General features: G+C 69.3%; 22 protein-coding genes. 10 read left to right on the forward strand and 12 right to left on the reverse strand.

Annotation, left to right across the window (positions count from 1 at the left end; all coding sequences use genetic code 11):
* Positions 1-25: 25 nt before the first annotated feature.
* Together cobS and QTI51_RS06880 are read left to right on the forward strand one after the other, a co-directional pair.
* On the forward strand, positions 26-826 hold the full coding sequence (cobS, locus tag QTI51_RS06875) for an adenosylcobinamide-GDP ribazoletransferase (protein ID WP_116908884.1): 801 nt from the start codon (positions 26-28) through the stop codon (positions 824-826).
* A complete protein-coding gene (locus tag QTI51_RS06880) occupies positions 823-1,410 on the forward strand; it encodes a histidine phosphatase family protein (RefSeq protein ID WP_286512261.1) in 588 nt (195 codons plus the stop codon). Before cobS ends, QTI51_RS06880 begins: the two co-directional genes overlap by 4 nt.
* Before the next feature lie 51 nt (positions 1,411-1,461).
* On the opposite strand, the gene QTI51_RS06885 is transcribed toward QTI51_RS06880, so the two are convergent.
* Positions 1,462-4,287 carry a LuxR C-terminal-related transcriptional regulator gene (locus QTI51_RS06885; protein WP_165840302.1) on the reverse strand — a complete coding sequence of 942 codons (2,826 nt, stop codon included), beginning with the start codon at positions 4,285-4,287 and terminating at the stop codon, positions 1,462-1,464.
* 216 nt (positions 4,288-4,503) lie between these two features.
* On the opposite strand from QTI51_RS06885, the gene QTI51_RS06890 reads away from it, so the two are divergent.
* Positions 4,504-6,066, forward strand: a complete 1,563-nt coding sequence (locus QTI51_RS06890; protein ID WP_116908887.1) for a methyl-accepting chemotaxis protein — start codon at positions 4,504-4,506, stop codon at positions 6,064-6,066.
* Between the two features lie 57 nt (positions 6,067-6,123).
* Here QTI51_RS06890 and QTI51_RS06895 read toward each other — a convergent pair whose 3' ends face one another.
* Together QTI51_RS06895 and nth are read right to left on the reverse strand one after the other, a co-directional pair.
* Positions 6,124-6,990 (reverse strand): Ivy family c-type lysozyme inhibitor, encoded by an 867-nt coding sequence (locus QTI51_RS06895; protein ID WP_116908888.1) that lies wholly within the window; start codon positions 6,988-6,990, stop codon positions 6,124-6,126.
* Positions 6,991-7,012: 22 nt separating this feature from the next.
* Positions 7,013-7,660 carry an endonuclease III gene (gene nth, locus QTI51_RS06900; protein ID WP_116908889.1) on the reverse strand — a complete coding sequence of 216 codons (648 nt, stop codon included), beginning with the start codon at positions 7,658-7,660 and terminating at the stop codon, positions 7,013-7,015.
* A 108-nt stretch (positions 7,661-7,768) separates the two neighbouring features.
* Here nth and QTI51_RS06905 point away from each other — a divergent pair, with 108 nt between their 5' ends.
* Positions 7,769-8,956, forward strand: coding sequence for an aminotransferase-like domain-containing protein (locus QTI51_RS06905; RefSeq protein ID WP_116908890.1), 1,188 nt, complete (start codon positions 7,769-7,771; stop codon positions 8,954-8,956).
* 46 nt (positions 8,957-9,002) lie between these two features.
* Here QTI51_RS06905 and QTI51_RS06910 read toward each other — a convergent pair whose 3' ends face one another.
* Positions 9,003-9,230: a hypothetical protein gene (locus QTI51_RS06910; RefSeq protein WP_116908891.1), complete on the reverse strand. Its 228-nt coding sequence runs from the start codon at positions 9,228-9,230 to the stop codon at positions 9,003-9,005.
* 75 nt (positions 9,231-9,305) lie between these two features.
* On the opposite strand from QTI51_RS06910, the gene QTI51_RS06915 reads away from it, so the two are divergent.
* On the forward strand, positions 9,306-9,629 hold the full coding sequence (locus tag QTI51_RS06915) for a DUF6172 family protein (protein ID WP_116908892.1): 324 nt from the start codon (positions 9,306-9,308) through the stop codon (positions 9,627-9,629).
* Between the two features lie 17 nt (positions 9,630-9,646).
* Here QTI51_RS06915 and QTI51_RS06920 read toward each other — a convergent pair whose 3' ends face one another.
* From QTI51_RS06920 to mfd, 5 genes are read right to left on the reverse strand one after another with little or no spacing between them, the layout of a single operon-like run.
* Positions 9,647-10,723 (reverse strand): Ldh family oxidoreductase, encoded by a 1,077-nt coding sequence (locus QTI51_RS06920; protein ID WP_116908893.1) that lies wholly within the window; start codon positions 10,721-10,723, stop codon positions 9,647-9,649.
* Positions 10,720-11,442, reverse strand: a complete 723-nt coding sequence (gene serB, locus QTI51_RS06925; protein ID WP_116908894.1) for a phosphoserine phosphatase SerB — start codon at positions 11,440-11,442, stop codon at positions 10,720-10,722. Before serB ends, QTI51_RS06920 begins: the two co-directional genes overlap by 4 nt.
* Positions 11,442-11,837 (reverse strand): type II toxin-antitoxin system VapC family toxin, encoded by a 396-nt coding sequence (locus tag QTI51_RS06930; RefSeq protein ID WP_116908895.1) that lies wholly within the window; start codon positions 11,835-11,837, stop codon positions 11,442-11,444. The genes serB and QTI51_RS06930 overlap by 1 nt, the downstream gene beginning before the upstream one ends.
* Complete coding sequence (locus QTI51_RS06935) at positions 11,837-12,097, reverse strand: hypothetical protein (RefSeq protein ID WP_116908896.1); 261 nt, start codon at positions 12,095-12,097, stop codon at positions 11,837-11,839. The genes QTI51_RS06930 and QTI51_RS06935 overlap by 1 nt, the downstream gene beginning before the upstream one ends.
* 52 nt (positions 12,098-12,149) lie before the next feature.
* On the reverse strand, positions 12,150-15,638 hold the full coding sequence (gene mfd, locus QTI51_RS06940; protein ID WP_116908897.1) for a transcription-repair coupling factor: 3,489 nt from the start codon (positions 15,636-15,638) through the stop codon (positions 12,150-12,152).
* Between the two features lie 117 nt (positions 15,639-15,755).
* Here mfd and ispD point away from each other — a divergent pair, with 117 nt between their 5' ends.
* A complete protein-coding gene (gene ispD / locus QTI51_RS06945) occupies positions 15,756-16,478 on the forward strand; it encodes a 2-C-methyl-D-erythritol 4-phosphate cytidylyltransferase (protein ID WP_116908898.1) in 723 nt (240 codons plus the stop codon).
* Positions 16,475-16,963: a 2-C-methyl-D-erythritol 2,4-cyclodiphosphate synthase gene (gene ispF, locus QTI51_RS06950; protein ID WP_116908899.1), complete on the forward strand. Its 489-nt coding sequence runs from the start codon at positions 16,475-16,477 to the stop codon at positions 16,961-16,963. Before ispD ends, ispF begins: the two co-directional genes overlap by 4 nt.
* A gap of 12 nt (positions 16,964-16,975) precedes the next feature.
* Here ispF and QTI51_RS06955 read toward each other — a convergent pair whose 3' ends face one another.
* Together QTI51_RS06955 and ompR are read right to left on the reverse strand one after the other, a co-directional pair.
* Positions 16,976-18,397: a sensor histidine kinase family protein gene (locus QTI51_RS06955; protein ID WP_116909101.1), complete on the reverse strand. Its 1,422-nt coding sequence runs from the start codon at positions 18,395-18,397 to the stop codon at positions 16,976-16,978.
* A gap of 74 nt (positions 18,398-18,471) precedes the next feature.
* Entirely contained in the window at positions 18,472-19,203 is a 732-nt protein-coding gene (gene ompR, locus QTI51_RS06960) for an osmolarity response regulator transcription factor OmpR (protein WP_007837017.1), read from the reverse strand.
* A gap of 95 nt (positions 19,204-19,298) precedes the next feature.
* On the opposite strand from ompR, the gene QTI51_RS06965 reads away from it, so the two are divergent.
* Positions 19,299-19,769 carry a hypothetical protein gene (locus QTI51_RS06965; protein ID WP_286547595.1) on the forward strand — a complete coding sequence of 157 codons (471 nt, stop codon included), beginning with the start codon at positions 19,299-19,301 and terminating at the stop codon, positions 19,767-19,769.
* Between the two features lie 104 nt (positions 19,770-19,873).
* Positions 19,874-20,578 (forward strand): SIMPL domain-containing protein, encoded by a 705-nt coding sequence (locus QTI51_RS06970; protein WP_116908901.1) that lies wholly within the window; start codon positions 19,874-19,876, stop codon positions 20,576-20,578.
* Between the two features lie 54 nt (positions 20,579-20,632).
* On the opposite strand, the gene QTI51_RS06975 is transcribed toward QTI51_RS06970, so the two are convergent.
* A complete protein-coding gene (locus QTI51_RS06975) occupies positions 20,633-21,403 on the reverse strand; it encodes a 3-hydroxybutyrate dehydrogenase (protein ID WP_116909102.1) in 771 nt (256 codons plus the stop codon).
* Positions 21,404-21,429: 26 nt separating this feature from the next.
* On the opposite strand from QTI51_RS06975, the gene QTI51_RS06980 reads away from it, so the two are divergent.
* Entirely contained in the window at positions 21,430-22,434 is a 1,005-nt protein-coding gene (locus QTI51_RS06980) for an alpha/beta fold hydrolase (protein ID WP_116908902.1), read from the forward strand.
* Positions 22,435-22,466 lie beyond the last annotated feature (32 nt).

The raw sequence follows: 22,466 nt of genomic DNA on the forward strand, positions 1-22,466 counted from the left end.
CCCCGGAAATCCAGGGACGCCACGAATGAACGGCGTTCGACACTTTCTCCTGGCGCTGCAGTTCTTCACGCGCGTGCCGGTCACCGGGCCGCTCGCGGCGTGGGTCGGCTTCAGCCCGCAGATGCTGCGCGCCAGCGCGGCGCACCTGCCGGGCATCGGCTGGCTGGTGGGGGCGGTGGCCGCATTGGTGTTCACGGGCGTCGGCATGGGCCTGCCGGGCGTGGCGGGCGCGCTGGTTGCCGCGGTGCTGAGCACCATCGCCACGGTGATGCTGACCGGCGCCTTCCATGAAGACGGGCTGGCCGACGTGGCCGACGGGCTGGGCGGCTCCGCCCAGCGCGAGCGGGCGCTGGAGATCATGAAGGACTCGCGCATCGGCGCCTTCGGCGCGGTGGCGCTGGTGCTGGCGCTGGGCCTGAAGTTTGCGCTGCTCGCCGCGCTGGCCGCGCGCGGGCTGCAGGCGGCGGCGCTGGCCATCGTCGGCGCGCATGTGCTGTCGCGGCTGATGCCGCTGTTCCTGATTCGCTGGCTGCCCTATGTGGGCGACAGCGGCGCCAGCAAGGCGAAGCCGCTGGCCGACGCCATCAGCCGCGGCGCCCTGGCCATCGCCTTCGTGTGGGCGGTGCCGGCCGTGGTGCTGCTGCTGCAGGCACACGACGCGGCGCACGTGCTCGCGGCGCTGGCGGCGGCGGCGCTCGCGGCGCTGTGGATGGCGCGGCTCTTCCTGCGGCGCCTGCAGGGCTTTACCGGCGACGGCCTGGGCGCGACCCAGCAGGTGTGCGAGCTGGCGATCTACCTCGCGCTGGCCTGGCAGGCACACGCATGACCGCGCCTGGTATGAACACCGCCCGCAGGACGCTCTGGCTCCAGCGCCACGCACCGGTGGTCGCCGAACCCGGCCTGTGCTACGGCGCCACCAACCTGCAGGCGCACGCGCAGGGCACGCGCGACGCGGCGCAGCGCATCGCGCCGCTGCTGCCGGCCGGCCTTGTCCTGCTCAGCTCGCCGCTGCGGCGGTGCGCGGAACTGGCCGACGCCATCGTCGCGTTGCGGCCCGACCTGCAGGTGCGGCACGACGCCCGCCTGGCCGAGATGGATTTCGGCGCCTGGGAAGGCCGGCCCTGGGCCGACATTCCGCGCGAGGACTTCGAGGCGTGGACGGCCGATTTCGCCGATGCGCCCGCCGGCGCGCACGGCGAGAGCGTGCGCGGCTTCATGCAGCGCGTGGCCGCTGCGCATGACGAATGGCAAGCCGGCGAGGGCGATGCGCTGTGGGTCACGCATGCCGGCGTGCTGCGCGCGGTGACGCTCCTGCAGCGCGGCATGCGCTGCGTGCAGACCGCGGCGGACTGGCCCGTGGGCGAGCTGGCCTTCGGGGGCTGGCTGACTTTCGAGCGTTCGCCCGGCTGAACAAGCCTGAGCAGGGCGGGCCGCGGCGCACGTGTCGCCGGCCGCCGCTCGCTACTTGCCTTCGCGCTCCATCCGCAGGCGCTTGGCCACGGCGTCGCGGCCGTGCGCGTCCAGCTTCAGGTAGATGTTCTTCAGGTGCCACTTGACCGTGTCCAGCGACAGGCCGAGCGTGAGCGCGATCTTCTTGTTGGGCATGGCCTGCACCAGCAGCTCGACCACCTCGGCCTCGCGCAGCGTGAGCAGGCGCACCAGGCCGCGGTCGTCGCGCGAAATCGCCGAGGCGCGCTGGCCGGCGTGCTCGTCGCGCGGCTGCGGCGGCCTGGCCAGCGCCTCGATGCGCTCGGCGAAGAACACCAGCACCGGGTCGAGGTTGGGCACCGCGCGCGCGGCCTGGATCAATGCCAGGGCGTTGTCGTGCGCGCCCAGCAGCGTCTGCATCAGCCCCAGCCGGTGGCCCAACCGAAGCGCGGCGCGCACCCGCGCGCCCGAGGCCTCGGTGCGCCCGAGCCGGCGTTCGATTTCGGCTGCCTGCAACTGCAGCGCGACACCCAGCCCCACCTGTCCGCGCTGCCGGTAGCGCAGCGCCAGGGCCTCGATGTGCGACAGCAGCAACGGCAACTGGGCGGGCTGGTTGTCGTGCATGGCCAGCCGGATGCGCGCCTGCGCCATTGAATCGGCCACCTGCCGCAGCGCGCCCGATTCCACGTCGGGGTGCAGCGCGTGCAACGCCTCCAGGTCCTGCAGGGTGGCGCGTGCGGCATCGGCGTCGTTGCGCGTCAGCTGCACCTGCAACTGCTCCAGCAGCACGCAGGCCAGCCCCCGGTCGATGCCCTGGCGCTGCAGGAAGGCGGCCGCCTGCGCCAGGTGCTCCAGCGCCTCGCGCCACCGGCCGGCGGCCTGCAGCGCGCGGTTCGCCACCAGGATCATGCGCAGCGTGGTGTCGGGAATCAGGCCGCTCTGCGTGCCCGGCTGCTCCTCGATGGAGCGCGCGGCCACCAGCGGGCCGTGCCGCTCGTACAGCACCTCGGCCAGCAGCTGCGCCGTGAGCCGGCGCACCTCGGTGCAGCGGGTGCCGCGCTCGTGCATCTCGCGCAGCACGTTGCGGTAGATGCGCTCCGCGCCGTGCACCTGGCCCTCGGCCGCATACGACAGCCCGACCAGGCACTGGCCCACCAGCGAGCCGAACAGGGTCTCGACCACGGGTTCGGCGCCGATCATGGCCAGCGGCTCGTCGCGCTGGATCTGCCGGGCGCGCTCGAACTCGCCGTTGCGCAGGTGCAGCCAGGTGAGCACGTTGCGCCGCCCGGCCCGCGCGAAATCGTCCGCCGCTGCCGGTGGCGCCAGAAGCTGCGATAGCAGTTGCTGCAGCGCGTCGCTGTCGTCGCGCCGAATGGCGAGCAGGCATTCCAGCAGGGTCAGCCGGTAGCGCATGGCGGGCTCGATGCCGCCCGGCTCGGCGCGCAGGGCGGCAATGCTGCGGGCGCAGTCGTCGAGCCGGTAGTCGGCCAGCTCGACCCAGGCGGCCCACAGGCGCAGGTTGGGGTTGTCGCCCAGCGTGGCCGGGTCGAGCTGGCGCACCAGGGCGATGGCCTCGATGAGCTTGCCCTGCACGAACAGCGCCACCGCGCCGCGCTCGGCCAGCCGGGCCGCGGCCGCGTGGTCGTGGGCGGCGAGCGCGTGGCGCACGGCCTGGTGGTGCATGCCGCGCAATGCCAGCGACGGCCAGGCCTTGGCGTGCAGCTTCTGCCGCTCGGCCTCGGGCCACGATGCCAGGCGCGCCAGCAGCACGCGGCGCAGCAGCGGGTGCAGCTGCCACCAGCGTTCGTCGGCCGGGGCCTGCGGTGCACCGACGGGGCTACCCGGTTCGGCTGGGTCGCCCGTTGCGTCCATAGCACCTGGGGCGCCCGTGGCACCTGGGGTCACCCCACGCAGTAGGCCCTCGCGCGCCGCGGGCACGAGCAGCTCCGCGCACTGGGCCGCGCTGTAGCCCGTGCCGGCCAGCTCGGCGCACAGCGCGGCGCTGAAGCGGGTGGGCGCCGCGCACAGCGTGAGCAAACGCAATTGCGTGACGGAGAGCCGCGGGAACACGTGGGCGCCGAAGTACGCGGCAAAGGGCGCCAGGTCGGGCACGCCTTCGGGCGGCAGCGGCCGTGCGCCGCGCCGCCGGCGCAGGTCGGCGCTGGCCAGCCGCAGCAGCGCCGGCCACCCGTCGGCCAGACGGTGCAGGGCGGCGGCGCTGCGCTCGTCCAGGTCGGGCAGCCGCATGCGCAGGTAGTCGACCGACTCCTGCAGGCTGAAGCGCAGGTCGTCGCTTTCCAGCGTCAGCACGGTGCCCGCGCCCGGGGCGGGCGCCAGCGTCATGGGCAGGCTGTTGCGGCTGGCTAACACGCACAGCAGGTTGGGGGGCGCGTACGCGACCAGAAGCTGCAGGGCGATGTGCACGTTTTCGCTTTGCGCGCTGTGCACGTCGTCCACCACCAGCACGATCTGCCGGCCATGGGCGGCAATGCCGCGCACCAGGGCGATGACCAGCCGCTCGATGGCGTCGGCGTCGGGCTGGGCGTGCGCCACGGCGTGGCGCGCGATGGCGGCGTCCACGGCGGCCAGCGCGCCCATCAGCGCGGTCATGAAGTGCAGGTCGCCTTCGCCGTTGACCGTCAGCTCGGCAAGCTCGGCCAGCCGCACCCAGGCGATGTCGATGCCCTCGGCCACCAGCTCGCGCTGCCAGGTGAGCAGCAGCGAGCTCTTGCCGAACCCGGCCGGCGCGCGCAGCACGATGCAGCGCCGCCCGGGCACCGGAGAAAGCCGCTGGAGCAGCGCCTGGCGAACCAGCAGCCGGCGGCTCCGGGTGCGCAGCGCGGGCGTGCCGGCCGACACTGCCGGCGAGCCAGGGAGCGAGCCGGCGTGCGCACCTGCGTGTGAACTTGCGGCTGAACCTGCAAATGGGGCTGGTTGCATTTGCCGGGCATTCTCAGTCATCCAGCCGGCAAGATGTATCCCATATTTGAGGGTTTGCCCACCCCACCCTTCAAGGGCGGGGTGGTGCGCACAAAGGGCGCCGATGAGGTGATGAACCACCATGGAGCCCTGCATATGTTCGATCTCTCGAATCTCAAAATCGGTGCCCGCCTCGGACTGGGTTTTGCGCTGTTGCTGTTGTTGCAACTGGTCATCGCGGGCATCGGCCTGCACGAGATGGCCAACCTGTCGGACCGCATCGCGTTCGCGACCGAGGTCGGGGCGCGCAAGCTCGACCAGCTGAACAACGTGCAGTCGGCCATCGGCAAGCGGGCCATCGCGGCGCGCAACCTCGCGCTGGTGACGGACGCCGCGGCGCAGAAGGGCGACGTCGAGCTGGTGTCGCGCTCGCAGCGCGAGATCGACGCCGGCCTGCAGGCGCTGGGCACCGTCATGGCCGACCCGGCCTCGGCCAGCGCCGAGGAGCGCCAGATGCTGGAGAAGCTGCGCGCGCTGGAGGCGCTGTACCTGCCCATTGCCACCAAGGTGCTGACGCTGGCCACCTCCAACCAGACCGAGGCGGCGGTGAAGGTGCTCACGCAGGAATGCATGCCGCTGCTCAACCAGGTGCTGGCGCATGTGTCGGCGTTTCAGCAGGTGCTGAAGAAAAGCGCCGACGAGAGCGCGGCCTCGGCCCAGGCGGCCTACCAGCGGGCGAAGTGGATCATCCTGTCGATCAGCGGCGCGTCGCTGGTGGGCGGGCTGCTGCTGGCGTTTCGCATGACGCGCTCGATCACCCTGCCGCTGGGGCAGGCGGTGACGGTGGCGCAGCAGGTGGCCTCGGGCGACCTCACGGCGCGCATCGAGGTGGCCGACCGCTCGGAGTCGGGCATGCTGATGAACGCGCTGCGCTCCATGAACGACGAGCTGGCCAAGGTGGTGGGGCAGGTGCGCGCGGGCACCGACTCGATCGCCACGGCCTCCGGCCAGATCGCCACGGGCAACCGCGACCTGTCTTCGCGCACCGAGGAGCAGGCCAGCTCGCTGGAGCAGACGGCCGCCTCCATGCAGGAGCTGACCTCCACCGTGAAGCAGAACGCCGACAACGCCCGCCTGGCCAACCAGCTGGCCGACTCGGCCTCGCAGGTGGCTTCGCGCGGCGGCGCGGTGGTGGAGCAGGTGGTGGAGAAAATGGCGTCGATCAACGCGTCGTCGCGCAAGGTGGTGGAAATCATCGGCGTGATCGACGGCATTTCCTTCCAGACCAACATCCTCGCGCTGAATGCCGCGGTGGAAGCGGCCCGCGCCGGCGAGCAGGGGCGCGGCTTTGCCGTGGTGGCCTCGGAGGTGCGCAACCTGGCGCAGCGCTCGGCGGCGGCGGCCAAGGAAATCAAGACGCTCATCGGCGACTCGGTGAGCGAGGTGCACGCGGGCAGCGCGCTGGTCAACGAGGCCGGCAAGACCATGGAGGAAATCATGGGCAGCGTGCGGCGGGTGACGGACATCATGGCCGAGATCACCTCGGCCAGCCAGGAGCAGTCCACCGGCATCGAGCAGGTGAACGACGCCATCAAGCAGATGGACCGCACCACGCAGCAGAACGCGGCGCTGGTGGAGCAGGCCTCGGCCGCGGCGCAGTCGATGAACGATCAGGCGGCGGGGCTGGTGGACGCGGTGAGCATGTTCAAGCTGCGCTGAGCGCGCGGCCGGTTTCACGCACGGCGGTGCTCGGCGCCTTTAGCTCTAGCTCTGCCTTTAACTTTTCTTGCGCCACTGCTCGCGCCAGAGCTTGTCGAGCTGGGGCGCCAGCGCGGCCGGCGGCGCGCCGACCAGCCGGTTGCGCCCGTCGCGCTGCACCAGCCCGTAGATGCGGCCCGAGCCCTGGTCGTACAGGGCGATGGCGTTGTTGTCGTAGCAGTCGTGCGGCTTGCAGAAGGCGTGCAGCAGGTAGCGCGTGCCATCGACCGTCACCCACTGCGGCTCGGGCGCGGGACCTTCGCGGCGCACCAGCCAGCGGTCGTTCTCGCGCGGGCCCAGCGCGGTGCGCCAGGCCTTCTGCATGGCGGGGCCCTGGGCCAGCGCGGCGGGGCTGCCGGTGGGCGGCGGCGGCACCTTGGCGGCCGGTGCCTCGGCAGGTGGTGGCGCGGCGCGGGCGGCGCCGTCGCAGCGCCAGTAGCGCAGCTTCATCATCTCGGGGCCGAGCTGCCCGGCGATGGGCTTGTCGGCGTCCAGCGTGATCGACTGGCCGCGCCCGTCGCGGTAGACCAGGAAGGTCATCGCGCCGGCCTTGCCGGCATCGCCTATCAGCGCCACGTCGAAACCCGCGGGCGGCGGGCTGTTGCCGAAGAAGCTGTAGGCCGTTTGCGGCGCGCGGCCGACCACGCGGCGCTTGCCGCTTTCGGCGATCAGCATGTCCTGGCGCACCTGCAGGGTGGGTGCGCCGGCGTCGGCGCAGGCGGTGGACCAGCGCCCGCCGTAGAGGTTCATGGCGTCGGGCTTGAGGCCGTCGGGGCCGGCCGCTTGCTGCGACCAGGCCGCGGCGGGGCAGAGCAGGGCGGCGAGCAAGGGGCCGAGCAAGGCGCCGGCGAGCAGGGTGGCGGTGGGCTTTGTCTGTGTCTTCATTCTGTGTTCGGTGTCTTGCCGGTCATGCTGTCTTGGGCGCCGGCGTCTTGGGCTTGTACGCGCAGAAGGTGTGCACCGCGCATTCCCAGCAGCGCGGCTTGCGCGCCACGCACACATAGCGCCCGTGCAGGATGAGCCAGTGGTGCGCGTGCAGGCGGTACTCCAGTGGAACGCGCTTCTCCAGCTTGAGTTCCACGTCCAGCGGCGTCTTGCCCGGCGCCAGGCCGGTGCGGTTGCCCATGCGGAAGATGTGCGTGTCCACCGCGATGGTCGCCTCGCCGAAGGCCACGTTCAGCACCACGTTGGCGGTCTTGCGCCCGACGCCGGGCAGGGCTTCCAGCTCGGCGCGGGTGCGGGGCACCTCGCCACCGTGCAGCTCCACCAGCATGCGGCAGGTCTCGATCAGGTGCTTGGCCTTGCTGCGGTACAGGCCGATGGTCTTGATGTATTCCTCCAGCCCCTCCACGCCCAGGTCGTAGATGGCCTGCGGCGTGTTCGCCACCGGAAACAGCTTGCGCGTGGCCTTGTTCACGCCCACGTCGGTGGCCTGCGCGGACAGCAGCACGGCGGCCAGCAGCTCGAAGGGGGTGGTGTATTCGAGCTCGGTGCGGGGCTCGGGGTTGGCCGCCTGCAGGGTGGCGAAGAAGAGGGGAATGTTGTCTTTTTTCATGGGACGGGGGTCAGCTGTAGCGCAATATATCGTTGAAAGCCGATAGCCCTACGCAGCTTTATTGCCAGCCGCTTTCGCGACAATGGCGCCCAGAAAGTGAGACTGACCATGCAATTCGCCTCCCGCCTCGACAACGTCGAAACCTCCGCCATCCGCGAACTCTTCAAGCTGCTGGGCACGCCCGGCATCATCAGTTTCGCGGGCGGTTTCCCGGACAGCGCCATGTTCGACGTCGAGGGCCTGAAGGAGGCGAGCCAGAAGGCACTTTCCGAGGAGCCCGGCGGCGCGCTGCAATACGGCGCCACCGAAGGCTACGAGCCGCTGCGCACGCAGCTCAGCGCCTTCATGAAGACCAAGGGCGTCGAGGTCGACCCCAGCGGCCTCATCGTCACCACCGGCAGCCAGCAGGCGCTCGACCTGCTGGGCAAGACCATGATTTCGCCCGGCGACAAGGTCATCGTCGAAGGCCCGACCTTCCTGGCCACCATCCAGTGCTTTCGCCTGTACGGCGCGCAGCTCATCAGCGCGCCCATCGACGAGAACGGCGTGAAGACCGACGAACTCGAGAAGCTCATTGCCGAGCACAAGCCCAAGTTCGTCTACCTGATTCCCACCTTCGGCAACCCCAGCGGCGCCATGCTGAGCCTGGAGCGCCGCAAGAAGGTGCTGGAGCTGGCCGTGAAGTACAAGACGCTGGTGGTCGAGGACGACCCCTACGGCGACCTGTACTTCGGCGAGGCACCGCCGCCGTCGATCATGGCGCTCAGCAAGGACGTGCCCGGCAGCCGCGAGCTCATCGCCCATTGCGGCAGCCTGAGCAAGGTACTGAGCCCCGGCCTGCGCATCGGCTGGATGATCGCCCCGGCCGAGCTGCTGGCCAAGGCCACCATGTGCAAGCAGTTCAGCGATGCGCACACCAGCACCTTCTCGCAGGCCACGGCCGCGCAGTACCTGAAGAGCGGCCGCATGCCGGGCACGCTGGCGCATGTGCGCGAGGTGTACGGCCAGCGCGCGCAGGCCATGGGCAGTGCGCTGAAGCGCGAACTGGGCGACGCGGTGAGCTTCGTGCAGCCCAACGGCGGGCTGTTTTTCTGGGCGCGCCTCACGGGCGCCAACGGCAAGCTGGCCGATGCCAACGTGCTGGCCAAGCGCGCCATCGAGAAGCTGGTGGCCTTCGTGCCCGGCGCGCCGTTCTTCGCCGAGAACCCCGACGTGGCCACCCTGCGCCTGAGCTTTGCCACGGCCGACGTGGCCAAGATCGAGGAAGGCGTGAAGCGCCTCGGCCAGGCGCTCTGAGCGCTGAAACCCCGGCGACGGGGTTTCAGGCATCAGGTACGAGGTATCAGGGGGACCGGTGCAGCCTGGGCGCTGCGAGCAGGTCCAGGTTGTCCGCAATGGCCGCATCCACGTTCGGATAGCGGCCTTTCATTTTGGACAGCGTCATGATGGTCTGCAGCGCCTTCAGGTCCTTCACCGTGGGCGCCACCTTGATCTGCGCGATGGCCGCCGTGGGGTTGCCACCGTTGATCAATGCCATCACCTTGCTTGCCCAGTCGTTTGCGCGCGCCATGTCTTTCACCTGCTTTCCATAGAGCCGCCGACTGTACACAGGACGGCGGGGCGAGCTACAGAGTTACGATCACCCATGAGAAAAACCTTTCAGCTTCAAGTCGAGGGCAAGCACCCCGACCGTCACCTCGAAGCCATCAAGCACGAGATCCGCAAGTACATCAAGCGCGAACGCCGTCGCGTTCTGCCCGAAGGCTCCGACTTCTGGGACTTCGATTGCAAGTTCGGCGCGGCCGAGGAATCGGCCGAAGTCGTCCACCTGTCGGCCATCACCGGGCTGATCGACGGCGTGGTCAAGGAAGCCGGCAAGCAGTTCTACATCGAGGTGGTCGCCAGGCCGGCCAAGCGCGCGCCGCGCCCGGCAGGCGAAAAAACCGAAGCCCCGTCCGACGAGGACTGAGCCTCCGGACTGAGTCTTCAGCTCAAGAGCGCACGGGCCAGCGCCAGCCCGTGCCGCTGCTCCGCATCCTGCAGCGAGCGCGCGATCGACGGGTGCAGCCGCACCCCGTTCGCAGATTGCGCATCCCGACGTTTCAACCCGCCTTCACCCGGCAGCCGCACCGGCCTCGCCGGGTCGATGGGCGCATTGCCGCGGCATTGCGCGGCCACGTGGTCCATCTGGCGCAGGAAGGCGGCCTTGCCGCCGAAGGCGTTCAGGTCGTGCAGCGTGATGTGCACCGTCGCGCCCCAGCCCTCGGGCGGGTCCGCGCGGCCATGGCCCGCAAGGCCGGCCGTGAGCGTTTCCACCAGCAGCGCCATGCCGTAGCCCTTGTGGCCGTGACTCAGGCCGCCCACGGGCAGCAGCGTGCCGGGCGGCTGGTCGAACAGCACCTGCGGGTCGTTGCTCGGCTTGCCGGTGGCGTCGATGAGCCATTCTTCGGCGAAGGTTTCGCCGGCCGCGCGCTTGCGGTTGCTCATGCCGTTGGTGGTGATGGAGGCCGAGATGTCGACCATCACGCCGCCCTGCGACAGCGGGAAACCCATGGCCAGCGGGTTGGGCGTGAACACCGCCTGCGTGCCGCCGAAGGGCGCGACGCTGGCCGCGTTGGGGTCGGAGCAGGCCAGCAGCATCAGCATGTCTTCCTGCAGCGCGCGCAGCATGTAGACCGCGAGGCAGGCGATGTGGTGGCTGCGCCGGATGACCAGCGACGCCGTGCCCAGTTCGCGGGCGCGCGGCACCAGCAGGTCCATGCCCTGGTCCATGAGCCACGGGCCGGGCAGGCGCTTGCCGTCCCACAGCACGGCGGCGGGGCGGTCCGACAGCACCTCGGGCGCGCCGTCGCGCGCCATGCCGCCCGACTCGATTTCCTTCACGTAGCCCGCCAGCAGCGCGAGGCCGTGCGTGTCGTGGCCCAGCAGGTCGCCCTCGACCAGGGTGCGCGCGACGCTGTCGGCCATCGATGCGGCGAGGCCGGCCTTTTGCAGCAGGGCGCTGGCGTAGTCGCGCAGCGCGTCGGCGCGGTAGAGGGGCGTGTCTGCCGGGGTGTCGGTCATTTCAAAATCTCCAGCACGCGGTCGAGCCCGCCTTCGTTGATGGCCACCATGGCCTGCTCGCGCACCTTCGGCTTGGCGTGGTACGCCACCGACAGGCCGGCCTCGCCCATCATCGGCAGGTCGTTCGCGCCGTCGCCCACGGCAATGGTTTCCTGCGCGGAGATGCCCATGAGCGAGGCCACTTCGAGCAGCGTGCGGCGCTTTTCGGCGCCGTCGCAGATGTCGCCCCAGCTCTGCGTGACGACCTGGCCGGTGAGCTTGCCGTCGGCTTCGTCCAGCAGGTTGGAGCGCGCGAAGTCGATGCCCAGGCGGTCCTTCACGCGGTTCGCGAAGAAGGTGAAGCCGCCCGACACCAGCAGCACTTTCAGCCCGGCCTTCTTGCAGGCCGCGACCAGTTCGGCCGCGCCGGGGTTGAGCTTCAGGCGCTCGTCGTACACCTGCTGCAGCGCGGCCACGGGCACGCCCTGCAGCAGCGCCACGCGGCGGCGCAGGCTTTCCTTGAAGTCCTTGATCTCGCCGCGCATCGTGGCCTCGGTGATGGCGGCCACCTCGGCCTTCTTGCCGACGGCATCGGCGATTTCGTCGATGCACTCGATGTTGATGAGCGTCGAGTCCATGTCGAACGCGATCAGCTTGAAGTCGGTGAGCTTCAGCGGCGGGGTGACGCGCTGGAGGACGAGGCCGGAGGCGAGCTCCGCGGAGGGTGAAAGAGTGGTCATCAGTCGTACCAGTTTTCGACACGCAGGCCGGGCACTCGTGTGAATTCCCGGATGTTGCGAGTAACGACGATCAGGTTGAGGGCCAACGCCGTGCCGGCGATCAGCAGATCGTAGGGGCCTATGGGCGTCCCGGTTTCAGAAAGTGCCTGGCGCAGTTGCCCGGCGCGAATGGCGCTCGTGGGGTCCAGCGGCAGCCAGACATGGCGCCGGCGCGCATCTTCGATGAAGATGCGCATCGGCGCAGGATTGCTGGAGCGCGCCAGGCCGAACTCGATTTCGAACAGGCTGATGTTGCTGACGTGCAGCCGTGCCGGATCGGTGGCATCGATGCGCTCCCGATAGCGTCCTTGACCCTTGAACGCGTAGATCAACGCATTGGTGTCGAGCAGGAACATCAGAGCGTTTCGCGCGGCGCGTCGACGCCCAGGTCGCTGTGGCGGTCGGGACCCAGCAAGAAGTCCAGCCCATCGTCGCCGCCCTCGGCACGCAGCCGGTCGATTTCGGCCCAGAACGCGGAACGATCGCTGCCAAGCTGCCGTTTTTCAGCCTCGGCGAACTGCGCGAACCAGCGACTCAGCGACAGCCCGGCGCGGGCGGCGGCGCCCTTGGCCGCGTCCAGCGTGTCGTCCTCGAGATAGATGGTGACTTGCGACATTGGGGTTCTCCTTGGCGAAAATTACACCCGCAATTATATAAGTGCCGCGCACTTATATGGCGGCGGCAGTGCTTTCCTTCACCAGCGGCTGCCCCAGGCTGCGCAGCACATCACGCACCATCTGCGCCCGCTCCTTCGGCTCCTTCAGCTCGCGCTCGATGCGCAGCTTCTCGTTGCCGGCGAGCTTGATGTGCTTGTTCTTCTGGATCAGCTGGATGATGGCCATCGAGTCGACCGGCGGGTCCTTCTTGAAGGTGATGTTGATGATGCCGGGCGCGGCATCGACCTTCACCACGCCGTACGGCCGCGCGAGCACGCGCAGGCGGTGCGTGTCGATGAGCGTCTGCGCCTGCGGCGGCAGCTTGCCGAAGCGGTCGACGATTTCCTCGAGCAGCGTGTCGATCTGGTCGGGCGTCTTCGCGGTCGCGAGCTTCTTGTAGAACGACAGGCGCAGGTGCACGTCGCCGCAGTAGTCGTCGGGCAGCAGGGCGGGGGCGTGCAGGTTGATTTCGGTGGTGACCGACAGCGGCGACAGCAGGTCGGGCTCCTGCCCGGCCTTGAGCGCGCGCACGGCCTCGCTGAGCATCTCGTTGTAGAGCTGGAAGCCGATTTCCATCATGTTGCCGCTCTGGTTCTCGCCCAGCACCTCGCCGGTGCCGCGGATCTCCAGGTCGTGCATGGCCAGGTAGAAGCCGGAGCCCAGTTCTTCCATCTGCTGGATGGCGTCCAGCCGCTGGGCGGCGTGCTTGGTCAGGCCCTCGGTGTCCGGCACCATCAGGTACGCATACGCCTGGTGGTGCGAGCGCCCGACGCGCCCGCGCAGCTGGTGCAGCTGCGCCAGGCCGAACTTGTCGGCGCGGCTCATGACGATGGTGTTGGCCGTGGGCACGTCGATGCCGGTCTCGATGATGGTCGAGCACAGCAGCAGGTTGTAGCGCTGCGCCACGAAGTCGCGCATCACGCGCTCCAGCTCGCGCTCGGGCATCTGGCCGTGCGCCACGGCGATGCGCGCCTCGGGCAGGATCTCTTCGAGCTTCTGGCGGCGGTTCTCGATGGTCTCGACCTCGTTGTGCAGGAAGTACACCTGCCCGCCGCGCTTCAGCTCGCGCAGCACGGCCTCGCGGATCACGCCGGTGCCTTCGTTGCGCACGAAGGTCTTGATGGCCAGGCGCCGCTGCGGCGCGGTGGCGATCACGCTCAGGTCGCGCAGGCCTTCGAGCGCCATGCCCAGCGTGCGCGGAATGGGCGTGGCGGTGAGCGTGAGCACGTCGACCTCGGCCCGCATGGCCTTCATCGCCTCCTTGTGGCGCACGCCGAAACGGTGCTCCTCGTCGATGATGAGCAGGCCCAGGTTCTTGAACTTGACCGACTGCGACAGCAGCTTGTGCGTGCCCACCACGATGTCGACCTGGCCCTCGGCCAGGCCCTTGGCGGCGGCGGTGATTTCCTTGGCCGAGCGAAAGCGGCTCATCTCGGCCACCTTCACCGGCCACTTGGCGAAGCGGTCGACCAGGGTCTGGTAGTGCTGTTCGGCCAGCAGCGTGGTCGGCGCCAGGAACGCCACCTGCTTGCCGCCGGTGACGGCGATGAAGGCGGCGCGCAGCGCCACTTCGGTCTTGCCGAAGCCCACGTCGCCGCACACGAGGCGGTCCATGGGCTGGGGCGAGATCATGTCCTGCACCACGGCATGGATGGCCGCCTTCTGGTCGGCCGTTTCCTGGAAGCCGAAGTCGTTGCTGAACACCTCGTAGTCGGCCGGCGAATAGCGAAAGGCATGGCCTTCGCGCGCGGCGCGGCGGGCGTAGATGTTGAGCAGCTCGGCGGCCGAGTCGCGCACCTGTTCGGCGGCCTTGCGCTTGGCCTTTTCCCACTGGCCGGAGCCCAGCTTGTGCAGCGGGGCCTCGTCGGCGCTCACGCCGGTGTAGCGGCTGATCTGGTGCAGCTGGCTCACGGGCACGTAGAGCGTGGCCTTGTCGGCGTACTCCAGGTGCAGCATTTCCTGCAGCAGCGGCTTGCCTTCGGCGTCCACGCCCTGGCCCAGGTCCATGTGGATCAGGCCGCGGTAGCGGCCGATGCCGTGCGCGCTGTGCACCACCGGGTCGCCCACGTTGAGCTCCGACAGGTCCTTGATGAGCGCCTCGACGTCGCTGACCTGCTCCTGCTTCTTGTTGCGCCGGCGCGTGGTGGGCGCGGTGGCGAACAGCTCGGTTTCGGTGACCAGGTCGATGCCCTGTTCGCGCCATGCGAAGCCCGAGGCCAGCGCGGCGGTGGCGATGCCGATCTTCTCGTCGGCGGAGGCTTCGAACTCGGCCAGCGAGTCGAAGGCCGGCGGGCTCACGCCGCTGGCGCGCAGGAAGTCGAGCAGGCTCTCGCGGCGGCCGTCGCTTTCGGCAATCAGCAGCACGCGGTGCGGCGTGGACTTGATGTGGGCCTTCAGGCCGACCAGCGGGTCTTCGGCGCCGCGCACCACGGCGAAGGGCGGGAGCTTGTCGAACTCGGCGTAGGGCGCCTCGGTGGGCGCGTCGCCGCGAATGGCGAGCTGCGCATGGGGCTTGGCGCGCTGGTAGAACTGCTCGGCACTCAGGAACAGCGCCTCGGGCGGCAGGGCGGGCCGCTCGGGGTCGCCCTGCACCAGCCGGTAGCGCTCGTTGGTGTCCTGCCAGAAGTGCTGGAACGCGGGTTCGAGGTCGCCGTGCAGCACCACGGTGGCGTCGGCGCCCAGGTAGTCGAACACCGTGGCCGTCTCGTCGAAGAACAGCGGCAGGTAGTACTCGATGCCGGCGGTGGCCACGCCGTTGCCCATGTCCTTGTAGATGCGGCTCTTGGTCGGGTCGCCCTCGAGCAGCTCGCGCCAGCGGCTGCGAAAGCGCCCGCGCGCGTCGTCGTCCATCGGAAACTCGCGCCCGGGCAGCAGGCGCACCTCGGGCACGGGGTACAGGCTGCGCTGGGTGTCGGGGTCGAAGGTGCGAATGGAGTCGATCTCGTCGTCGAACAGGTCGACGCGAAACGGCACCAGCGAGCCCATGGGGAACAGGTCGATCAGGCCGCCGCGCACTGCGTATTCGCCCGGGCTCACCACCTGCGTCACGTGGCTGTAGCCGGCCAGCGTGAGCTGGGCCTTGAGCTTGGACTCTTCCAGCTTCTGCTTGGCCTTGAAGTGGAAGGTGTAGCCGGCCAGGAAGGCGGGCGGCGCGAGCCGGTAGAGCGCGGTGGTGGCGGGCACCAGCACCACGTCGGCCTCTTTCTGGCTGATGCGCCAGAGCGTGGCCAGCCGCTCGCTGATCAGGTCCTGGTGCGGCGAGAAGCTGTCGTAGGGCAGCGTTTCCCAGTCGGGGAACAGGGCGCAGCGCAGGTCGGGCGCGAAGAACGCGATTTCGTCGATGAGGCGCTGGGCGTCGTTGGCGTCGGCCGTGAACATCGCCGTGGCGCGCCCTGCGGCTTTCTCGCGCATGGCCAGCTGCGCCAGCAGCAGTGCATCGGCCGACAGGGGGGGACGCGGCAGCGTGAAACGCTTGCCCGCCGTGAGGTGGGGGAGGTCCATGGAACGCTTAGAAAATGCACAACACCCCGCGCCGGCTGGCGAGGGGTGTGCGAAGCGGGCAATTCTAGAATGGCGGCCCTTTATTCGCTTGTCGGCCATTGCCGACGCCGGGCCCCCATGTCCTCTTCCCGACTTTTCGTGCTGATCCCATGCGCCGGCTCCGGCCACCGCGCGGGCCATGCGCAGTCCACCGTGCCCAAGCAGTACAGGCGCATTGCCGGCGCGCCGATGGTGGCCCACACGCTGGACGCCTTTCGCGCGCTGGCCGGGCGTTTCGCCGGGCTGGCGCTGGTGGTGTCGCCGGACGACCGCGAGGTGGACGCCGCGCTGCCGCGCTTTCCGGCCGAGAACGAGTACCTGCTGCGCGTGGGCGGCGTGAGCCGCGCGGCCACGGTGCGCAACGGCCTGGCGGCGCTGCGCCAGAAGGGCGCCGGGGCGCACGACTGGGTGCTGGTGCACGACGCGGCGCGGTGCCTGGTCACGTCGAGCCAGGTCGAGGCGCTGATCGCCGCCTGCGAGCACGACGCCGTCGGCGGCCTGCTGGCGCAACGCCTGGCCGACACGCTGAAGGTGTCGACCGCCGAGAGCCGGGTGTCGCAGACGCTGTCGCGCGCCGACAAATGGCTGGCGCAGACGCCGCAGATGTTCCGCATCGGCATGCTGCTCGACGCGCTGGAGCGCACCGGCGACGCCGTGACCGACGAGGCCAGCGCCATCGAGGCCATCGGCCTGTCGCCGCTGCTGGTGCCGGGCAGCGCACAGAACTTCAAGGTCACTTTCCCCGAGGACTTCGCACTGGCGGAAGCCGTGCTGCTCGCCCGCAAGAAGGACATGGCATGACGGCCGCTTTCAACATCCGCGTGGGCGAGGGCTGGGACGTTCACCAGCTGGTGGCCGGGCGCAAGCTGATCCTGGGCGGCATCGAGGTGCCGCACACCACCGGCCTGCTGGGGCATTCGGACGCCGACGTGCTGCTGCACGCCATCACCGACGCGCTGCTGGGCGGGGCCGGGCTGGGCGACATCGGGCGCCACTTTCCAGACACCGACCCGCAGTTTCGCGGCGCCGATTCGTCGGTGCTGCTGGCCGAGGCGGCGCGCCGGGTGCGCGCGGCGGGCTGGGAAATCGGCAACGTCGACAGCACCGTGATCGCGCAGGCGCCCAAGCTGGCACCGCACATTCCGCTGATGTGCCAGCGCATCGCCGACACGCTGGGCGTGGCGCTGGAACAGGTGAACGTGAAGGCCAAGACGGCCGAGAAGCTGGGGCCGGTGGGCGAGGGCCGCGCGATGGAAGCGCGCGCGGCCGTGCTGCTGCACCGCTGAGCTGACTGGGGGTCAGCCCAGCGGCGGCTTCCTGCCCGCTTGAGGCTCGCCCGGCTTGCCCGCCGCCATGGCGCGCGGCATCCGTATATGCGCCGCCAGCCCGCGCCCCGGCGTGCTGGTGAGCGCGAAGGTGCCGCCCATGCGCTCGATGTTCTTCGCCACGATCGACAGCCCGAGGCCCGCGCCCGCGGCCGAAGTGCGCGCCGCGTCGCCGCGGAAGAAGGGCTTGGTCAGCTGCGAGAGCAGGGCGGGCTCCACGCCCGCGCCATGGTCGCGCACCTTGATGAGCACCGCGTCGTTATTGGCCTGCGCCTGGATCGTGACGTCGGCCACGCCGGTGGCGGGCGTCTTGCCGTAGCGCCGCGCGTTCTCCACCAGGTTGCTGATGACGCGCGTGAGCTCGACTTCGTCGCCCATCACGCGCAGGTCGGGGGGCACCTCGACCTTGATGTTCATCTCTTCGTAGTCCTGCACGGCGTAGGTGCAGGCGTCGACCACGTCGCGCAGCAGCACCGGGCGCGGGTCCACATGGTCGGGCCGCGCGTAGTCCAGGAACTTGTCGATGATCGCGTCGAGCTGCGCAATGTCGGCCGCCATGTGGTCGCGCGCGTCTTCGTCGGCCACGCTCATCTCGGTTTCCAGCCGCAGGCGCGCCAGCGGCGTGCGCAGGTCGTGCGAGATGCCGGCCAGCATGATGGCGCGGTCCTGCTCGATCTTGGCGAGCTGGTCGGCCATGCGGTTGAAGCCGATGTTCACCGCGCGAATCTCGTTGGTGCGGGCGCGCTCGTCGAGCCGGTGCGCCTCGTATTCACCCTCGCGCACCTGCATGGTCGCGCGTGAAAGCTGCTTGAGCGGCAGGTTGATGAGCCGCGTGATCAGTGCCGCGCCAGCCAGCGACAGCGCCATGGCCATGCTCAGCCACACCAGCCAGGTGCGCCCGCCCAGCCGGCTGAACCGCGTGGGGTCCAGCAGCAGCCAGTAGGTGTCGCTCTCGATGGTGAAGCCGATCCACAGGCCGGCTTCGTCGTTCACGCGGCTGGCCACGGTGGTGCCTTCGCCGAGCTGCTCGATGAGCTCGTCGGTCACGCGCAGGTCGAGCGCGCCGCTGGTGTAGGGCTCGAAGCGGTCGTTGGGTTCGCGCGGCAGGATGCGCACGCCTTCCTGGTCGGCCAGCGTCTTGATCAGCGACACGCGCGTGATGGCGTCCGAATACACCAGCGCCGCGCGCGTGAGGTTCACGAGCGAGGCGATCTGGTGGGCGGTCTGGATGGCGCGCGGCTCGTACTCGAGCGAGCGGAAGGTCTGCAGCCAGGCGACCGTGCAGCCGATGAGCAGCAGCGCGAGCAGGAAGAAGGTGCGCCAGAAAAGGCTGAAGCCGAGCTTTAGGCCGGGGCGGCGGTCACGTTGCGCGCTCGCCTCGAGCGGGCTGGGCATCGTGACCTGCGCACCGTCCTCCTGCGCGGAGCCGGGTCTGGCGGATTGGCCGATGGCCACCTTTCAGCGGGTCGTCAGGCCGTGCCGTCCGGCACGAACACGTAGCCCACGCCCCAGACGGTCTGGATGTAGCGCGGCGCCGCGGCGTCGGACTCGACCAGCTTGCGCAGGCGCGAGATCTGCACGTCCAGGCTGCGGTCGAAGGGCTCGAACTCGCGCCCGCGCGCCAGCTGGGCCAGCTTTTCGCGCGACAGCGGTTGACGCGGATGGCGCACCAGCGCCTTCAGCATCGCGAACTCGCCGGTGGTCAGCGAGAGTTCTTCGCCATCCTTCTTCAGGGTGCGCGAGCCGAGATCGAAGGCGAACGGACCGAAGGTGACGGTCTCGTTCTCCGTGGAGGGGGCGCCGGGCGCCTCGAGCGGCGGACGGCGACGCAGCACGGCGTGCACGCGGGCCAGCAGTTCGCGGGGGTTGAAAGGCTTGCCCAGGTAGTCGTCGGCACCGACCTCGAGGCCGACGATGCGGTCGACGTCCTCGCCCTTGGCGGTGAGCATGATGATCGGGGTGCGGTCGTTGGCGGCGCGCAGGCGGCGGCAGACCGAGAGGCCGTCTTCGCCGGGCATCATCAGGTCGAGCACGATCAGGTCGACCGTGTCGCGCAACAGGATGCGGTTGAGCGCCTTGCCGTCCTCGGCCACGATCACTTCGAATCCTTCCTGCGTCAGATAGCGGCGCAGCAGGTCGCGGATGCGGGCGTCGTCGTCGACGATCACGATCTTGTCGGTGCGAGCGGGAACTTGAGTCATTTCTACAACGATGAATTTGTAACAGCGCCGATTCTGAAGGCGTTGTGCCTTCGCAGAGCCGGATTTACTTATGGTTTGACACTAAGTTACAAAACTTGCGGACGCTCGCGGTCTGGTCATCCGACGTTAGCGCAGAGGTGGCAAAGTTCCCCTTGCCTTATGACTTCTGCTCAATGAGACCCACTTTTTCCGCACTGCCATTTCTTCTCGTTTTCGCCTGCGGCCCGTCGCAGGCGGTGTCCGGCGATTTCCTCAGGGTGGGCGAGGTGCGCCGCAACGAAGTCCGGGATGCGGTGGCGGCCCACCGCGCCGCGCAACGCGAAGAGGTGCAGCGCGAAGAGGCCGCCGCGGGGCGCCGGCTCACCGCGGCCGAGCTGTTCGAATTGCGCCAGCAGGTGCGCGGCCAATGGACCCCGCCATCCGCGGGAAGCCTGGCGCCGACCCCGACTTCGGCGGGGGCTCTCGGCCATTCTGCAGAATCGCAACCCGCCGAGCGCCTCATGCCGACGCCGGTGCCGTCGAGCGTGGCCAACCCGCTCACCGCGCCGCGCAGCCAGCGCCGCTGAAGTCGTGAGTACGCGGTAAGCACGCGGTGCGAAGGCACTGCGAATGCGCCGGTCGGCCCGCTGCCGCGGGCCTGTCTTTTCATACCAATCCAGGGAGTATTCGCTTGAAGAAAATCCAATTGCTCGCGGCCTGCGCCGCCTTGGCCGTCGCCGGTACCGCAATGGCCCAGAACGCCGTCGTGCCCGCACCGCAGAACGTGCTGCAGCTCACCGCTGCCGGCACGGTCGAGGTCCAGCAGGACCTGCTGAGCATGACGCTGTCGACCACGCGCGACGCGACCGATGCCGCCACCGTGCAGACGCAGCTGAAGGCCGCGCTCGATGCCGCGCTGGCCGAAGCGAAGAAGAGCGCGCAGCCGGGCCAGCTCGATGTGCACACGGGCAACTTCAGCCTGTCGCCGCGCTACAGCAAGGACGGCAAGATCAACGGCTGGCAGGGCTCGAGCGAGCTGGTGCTCGAGGGGCGCGACTTTCCGCGCATCACCCAGGTGGCCGGGCGCATCAACACGCTCACCGTGGCCAACGTGGGCTTCGGCCTGAGCCGCGAACAACGCGCCAAGACCGAGACCGAGGCGCAGAACATCGCCATCGAAAACTTCAAGCAGAAGGCCAACGAACTGGCCAAGGGCTTCGGCTTCGGCGGCTACACGCTGCGCGAGGTGTCGGTGAATGCGAGCGACAACGGCCCGATCCGTCCGCGCATGATGGCCATGCAGGCCAAGTCGTTCTCGGCCGATGCGGCAGTGCCGGTGGAAGCCGGCAAGACCAGCGTGGTGGTGAGCGTGTCGGGCTCGGTGCAGCTCAAGTAGAGAGAAGCTGAAGGCAGCAGCGGCGCACGCTGCTGCCTACCGCTGGGCTAACCCTTACTGGGCAGTCCAGCCGCCGTCCATGGCCCAGGCCACGCCGCGGACCTGGTCGGCTGCCGGCGAGCACAGGAACACGGCCAGGCCGCCCAGTTGCTCGACGGTGGTGAACTGCAGCGAAGGCTGCTTTTCGCCCAGCAGTTCGTTCTGCGCCTGCGCGGCCGAGATGCCGTCGCGCGCGGAGCGGTCGTCGATCTGCTTTTGCACCAGCGGGGTCAGCACCCACCCGGGGCAGATGGCGTTGGCGGTGACGCCGGTGGTCGCGGTTTCGAGTGCCACCGACTTGGTCAGCCCGACGATGCCGTGCTTGGCCGCCACGTAGGCCGACTTCTGCGCCGACGCCACGAGCCCGTGCGCCGACGCGATGTTGATCACCCGGCCCCAGTTGGCCTCGCGCATCGCGGGGATCGCCAGGCGTGTCGTATGAAACGCGCTGGTGAGGTTGATTGCGATGATGGCGTCCCAACGTTCGGTGGGAAAGTCTTCGACCTTGGCGACATGCTGGATGCCGGCGTTGTTGACCAGGATGTCGACGCGGCCGAACTTGGCCGCGGCGAACTTCATCATGTCCTCGATCTGTTCGGGCTTGCTCATGTCGGCGCCGTGGTATTCGGCGCGCACGCCGAGCGCCTCGACCTGGGACCTGGGTGTTTCGGCGTCGCCGAAGCCGTTGAGCACGATGTGCGCGCCCTGTTGCGCGAGCGACTTGGCGATGGCGAGGCCAATGCCGCTGGTGGACCCCGTGACAAGCGCGGTTTTGCCTTTGAGCATGTAGATCAATCTCCGGATGAATTAGGATGCGACGAACCCATTATCCGCACCAGAACGCCCCGTTTTTCATGACCGAACCGACGCTTCATTACGTGGCGTGCGACGACGCCCAGGGCGGCCATCGCATGGCCTATTGGCAATGGGGCGACGCCGGCAGCGCCCGGGTCGTGGTCTGCGTGCACGGCCTGACCCGGCAGGGTCGCGACTTCGACGCGCTGGCCCAGGCCATCGTCGCGCGCGCGGGCGGCGACGTGCGCGTGGTCTGCCCCGACGTGGTGGGCCGCGGGCGCAGCGATTGGCTGCGCGACCCAACCTTCTATCAGGTGCCCGTGTACGCGGCCGACATGGTGGCGTTGATAGCGCAATTGCACCGCGATCAGCCGATCGACACGCTCGACTACGTCGGCACCAGCATGGGCGGGCTCATCGGCTTCGTGCTGGCGGGCCACAAGGAATTGCCGCTGGCGCGGCCCATTCGCCGCTTTGTCGCCAACGACGTGGGTCCGACCATCGAGCCGGCCGCGGTGCAGCGCATTGGCGCCTACGTGGGCAAGAGCGGCCAGTACGCGAGCGTGCAGGCGGCGGCCGATGCGATGTGGGCGCTGTCGACCACCTTCGGCCCGCACACGCCGGCGCAATGGCTGGCGCTGTCGCAGCACATGGTGGTGCCGGCGTCGCAGCGCAGCGCCGATGGGGCGGCCAAGGTCGAAGGCGCTGGCAATCAAGCTGATGTCGCTGACGGTGCTTGGGTGCTGCATTACGACCCTGCCATCGGCGTGGCGCTGCGCGCCATCACCCCCGAGGCGGCGGCGCAGGGCGGCGCGATCATGTGGGGCCTTTACGACGCCATCGAGGCACGCACGCTCGTCACGCGCGGCGCGGTGTCCGATCTGCTGTCGCGCGACACGGCCCTGGCCATGACGCAGCGCGGTCCGCATGCCGCACTCGTCGAGTTCGATGGCGTGGGCCATGCACCCACCTTCGTCGATCCTGCGCAGATTGCCGCAGTGACCGACTTCCTGTTCGATTGAGTGAAGAGTGAAGCGCGATTCATCGAGCCTCC

It is taken from the genome of Variovorax sp. J22G73 (assembly GCF_030317035.1).
GTDB lineage: Bacteria > Pseudomonadota > Gammaproteobacteria > Burkholderiales > Burkholderiaceae_C > Variovorax.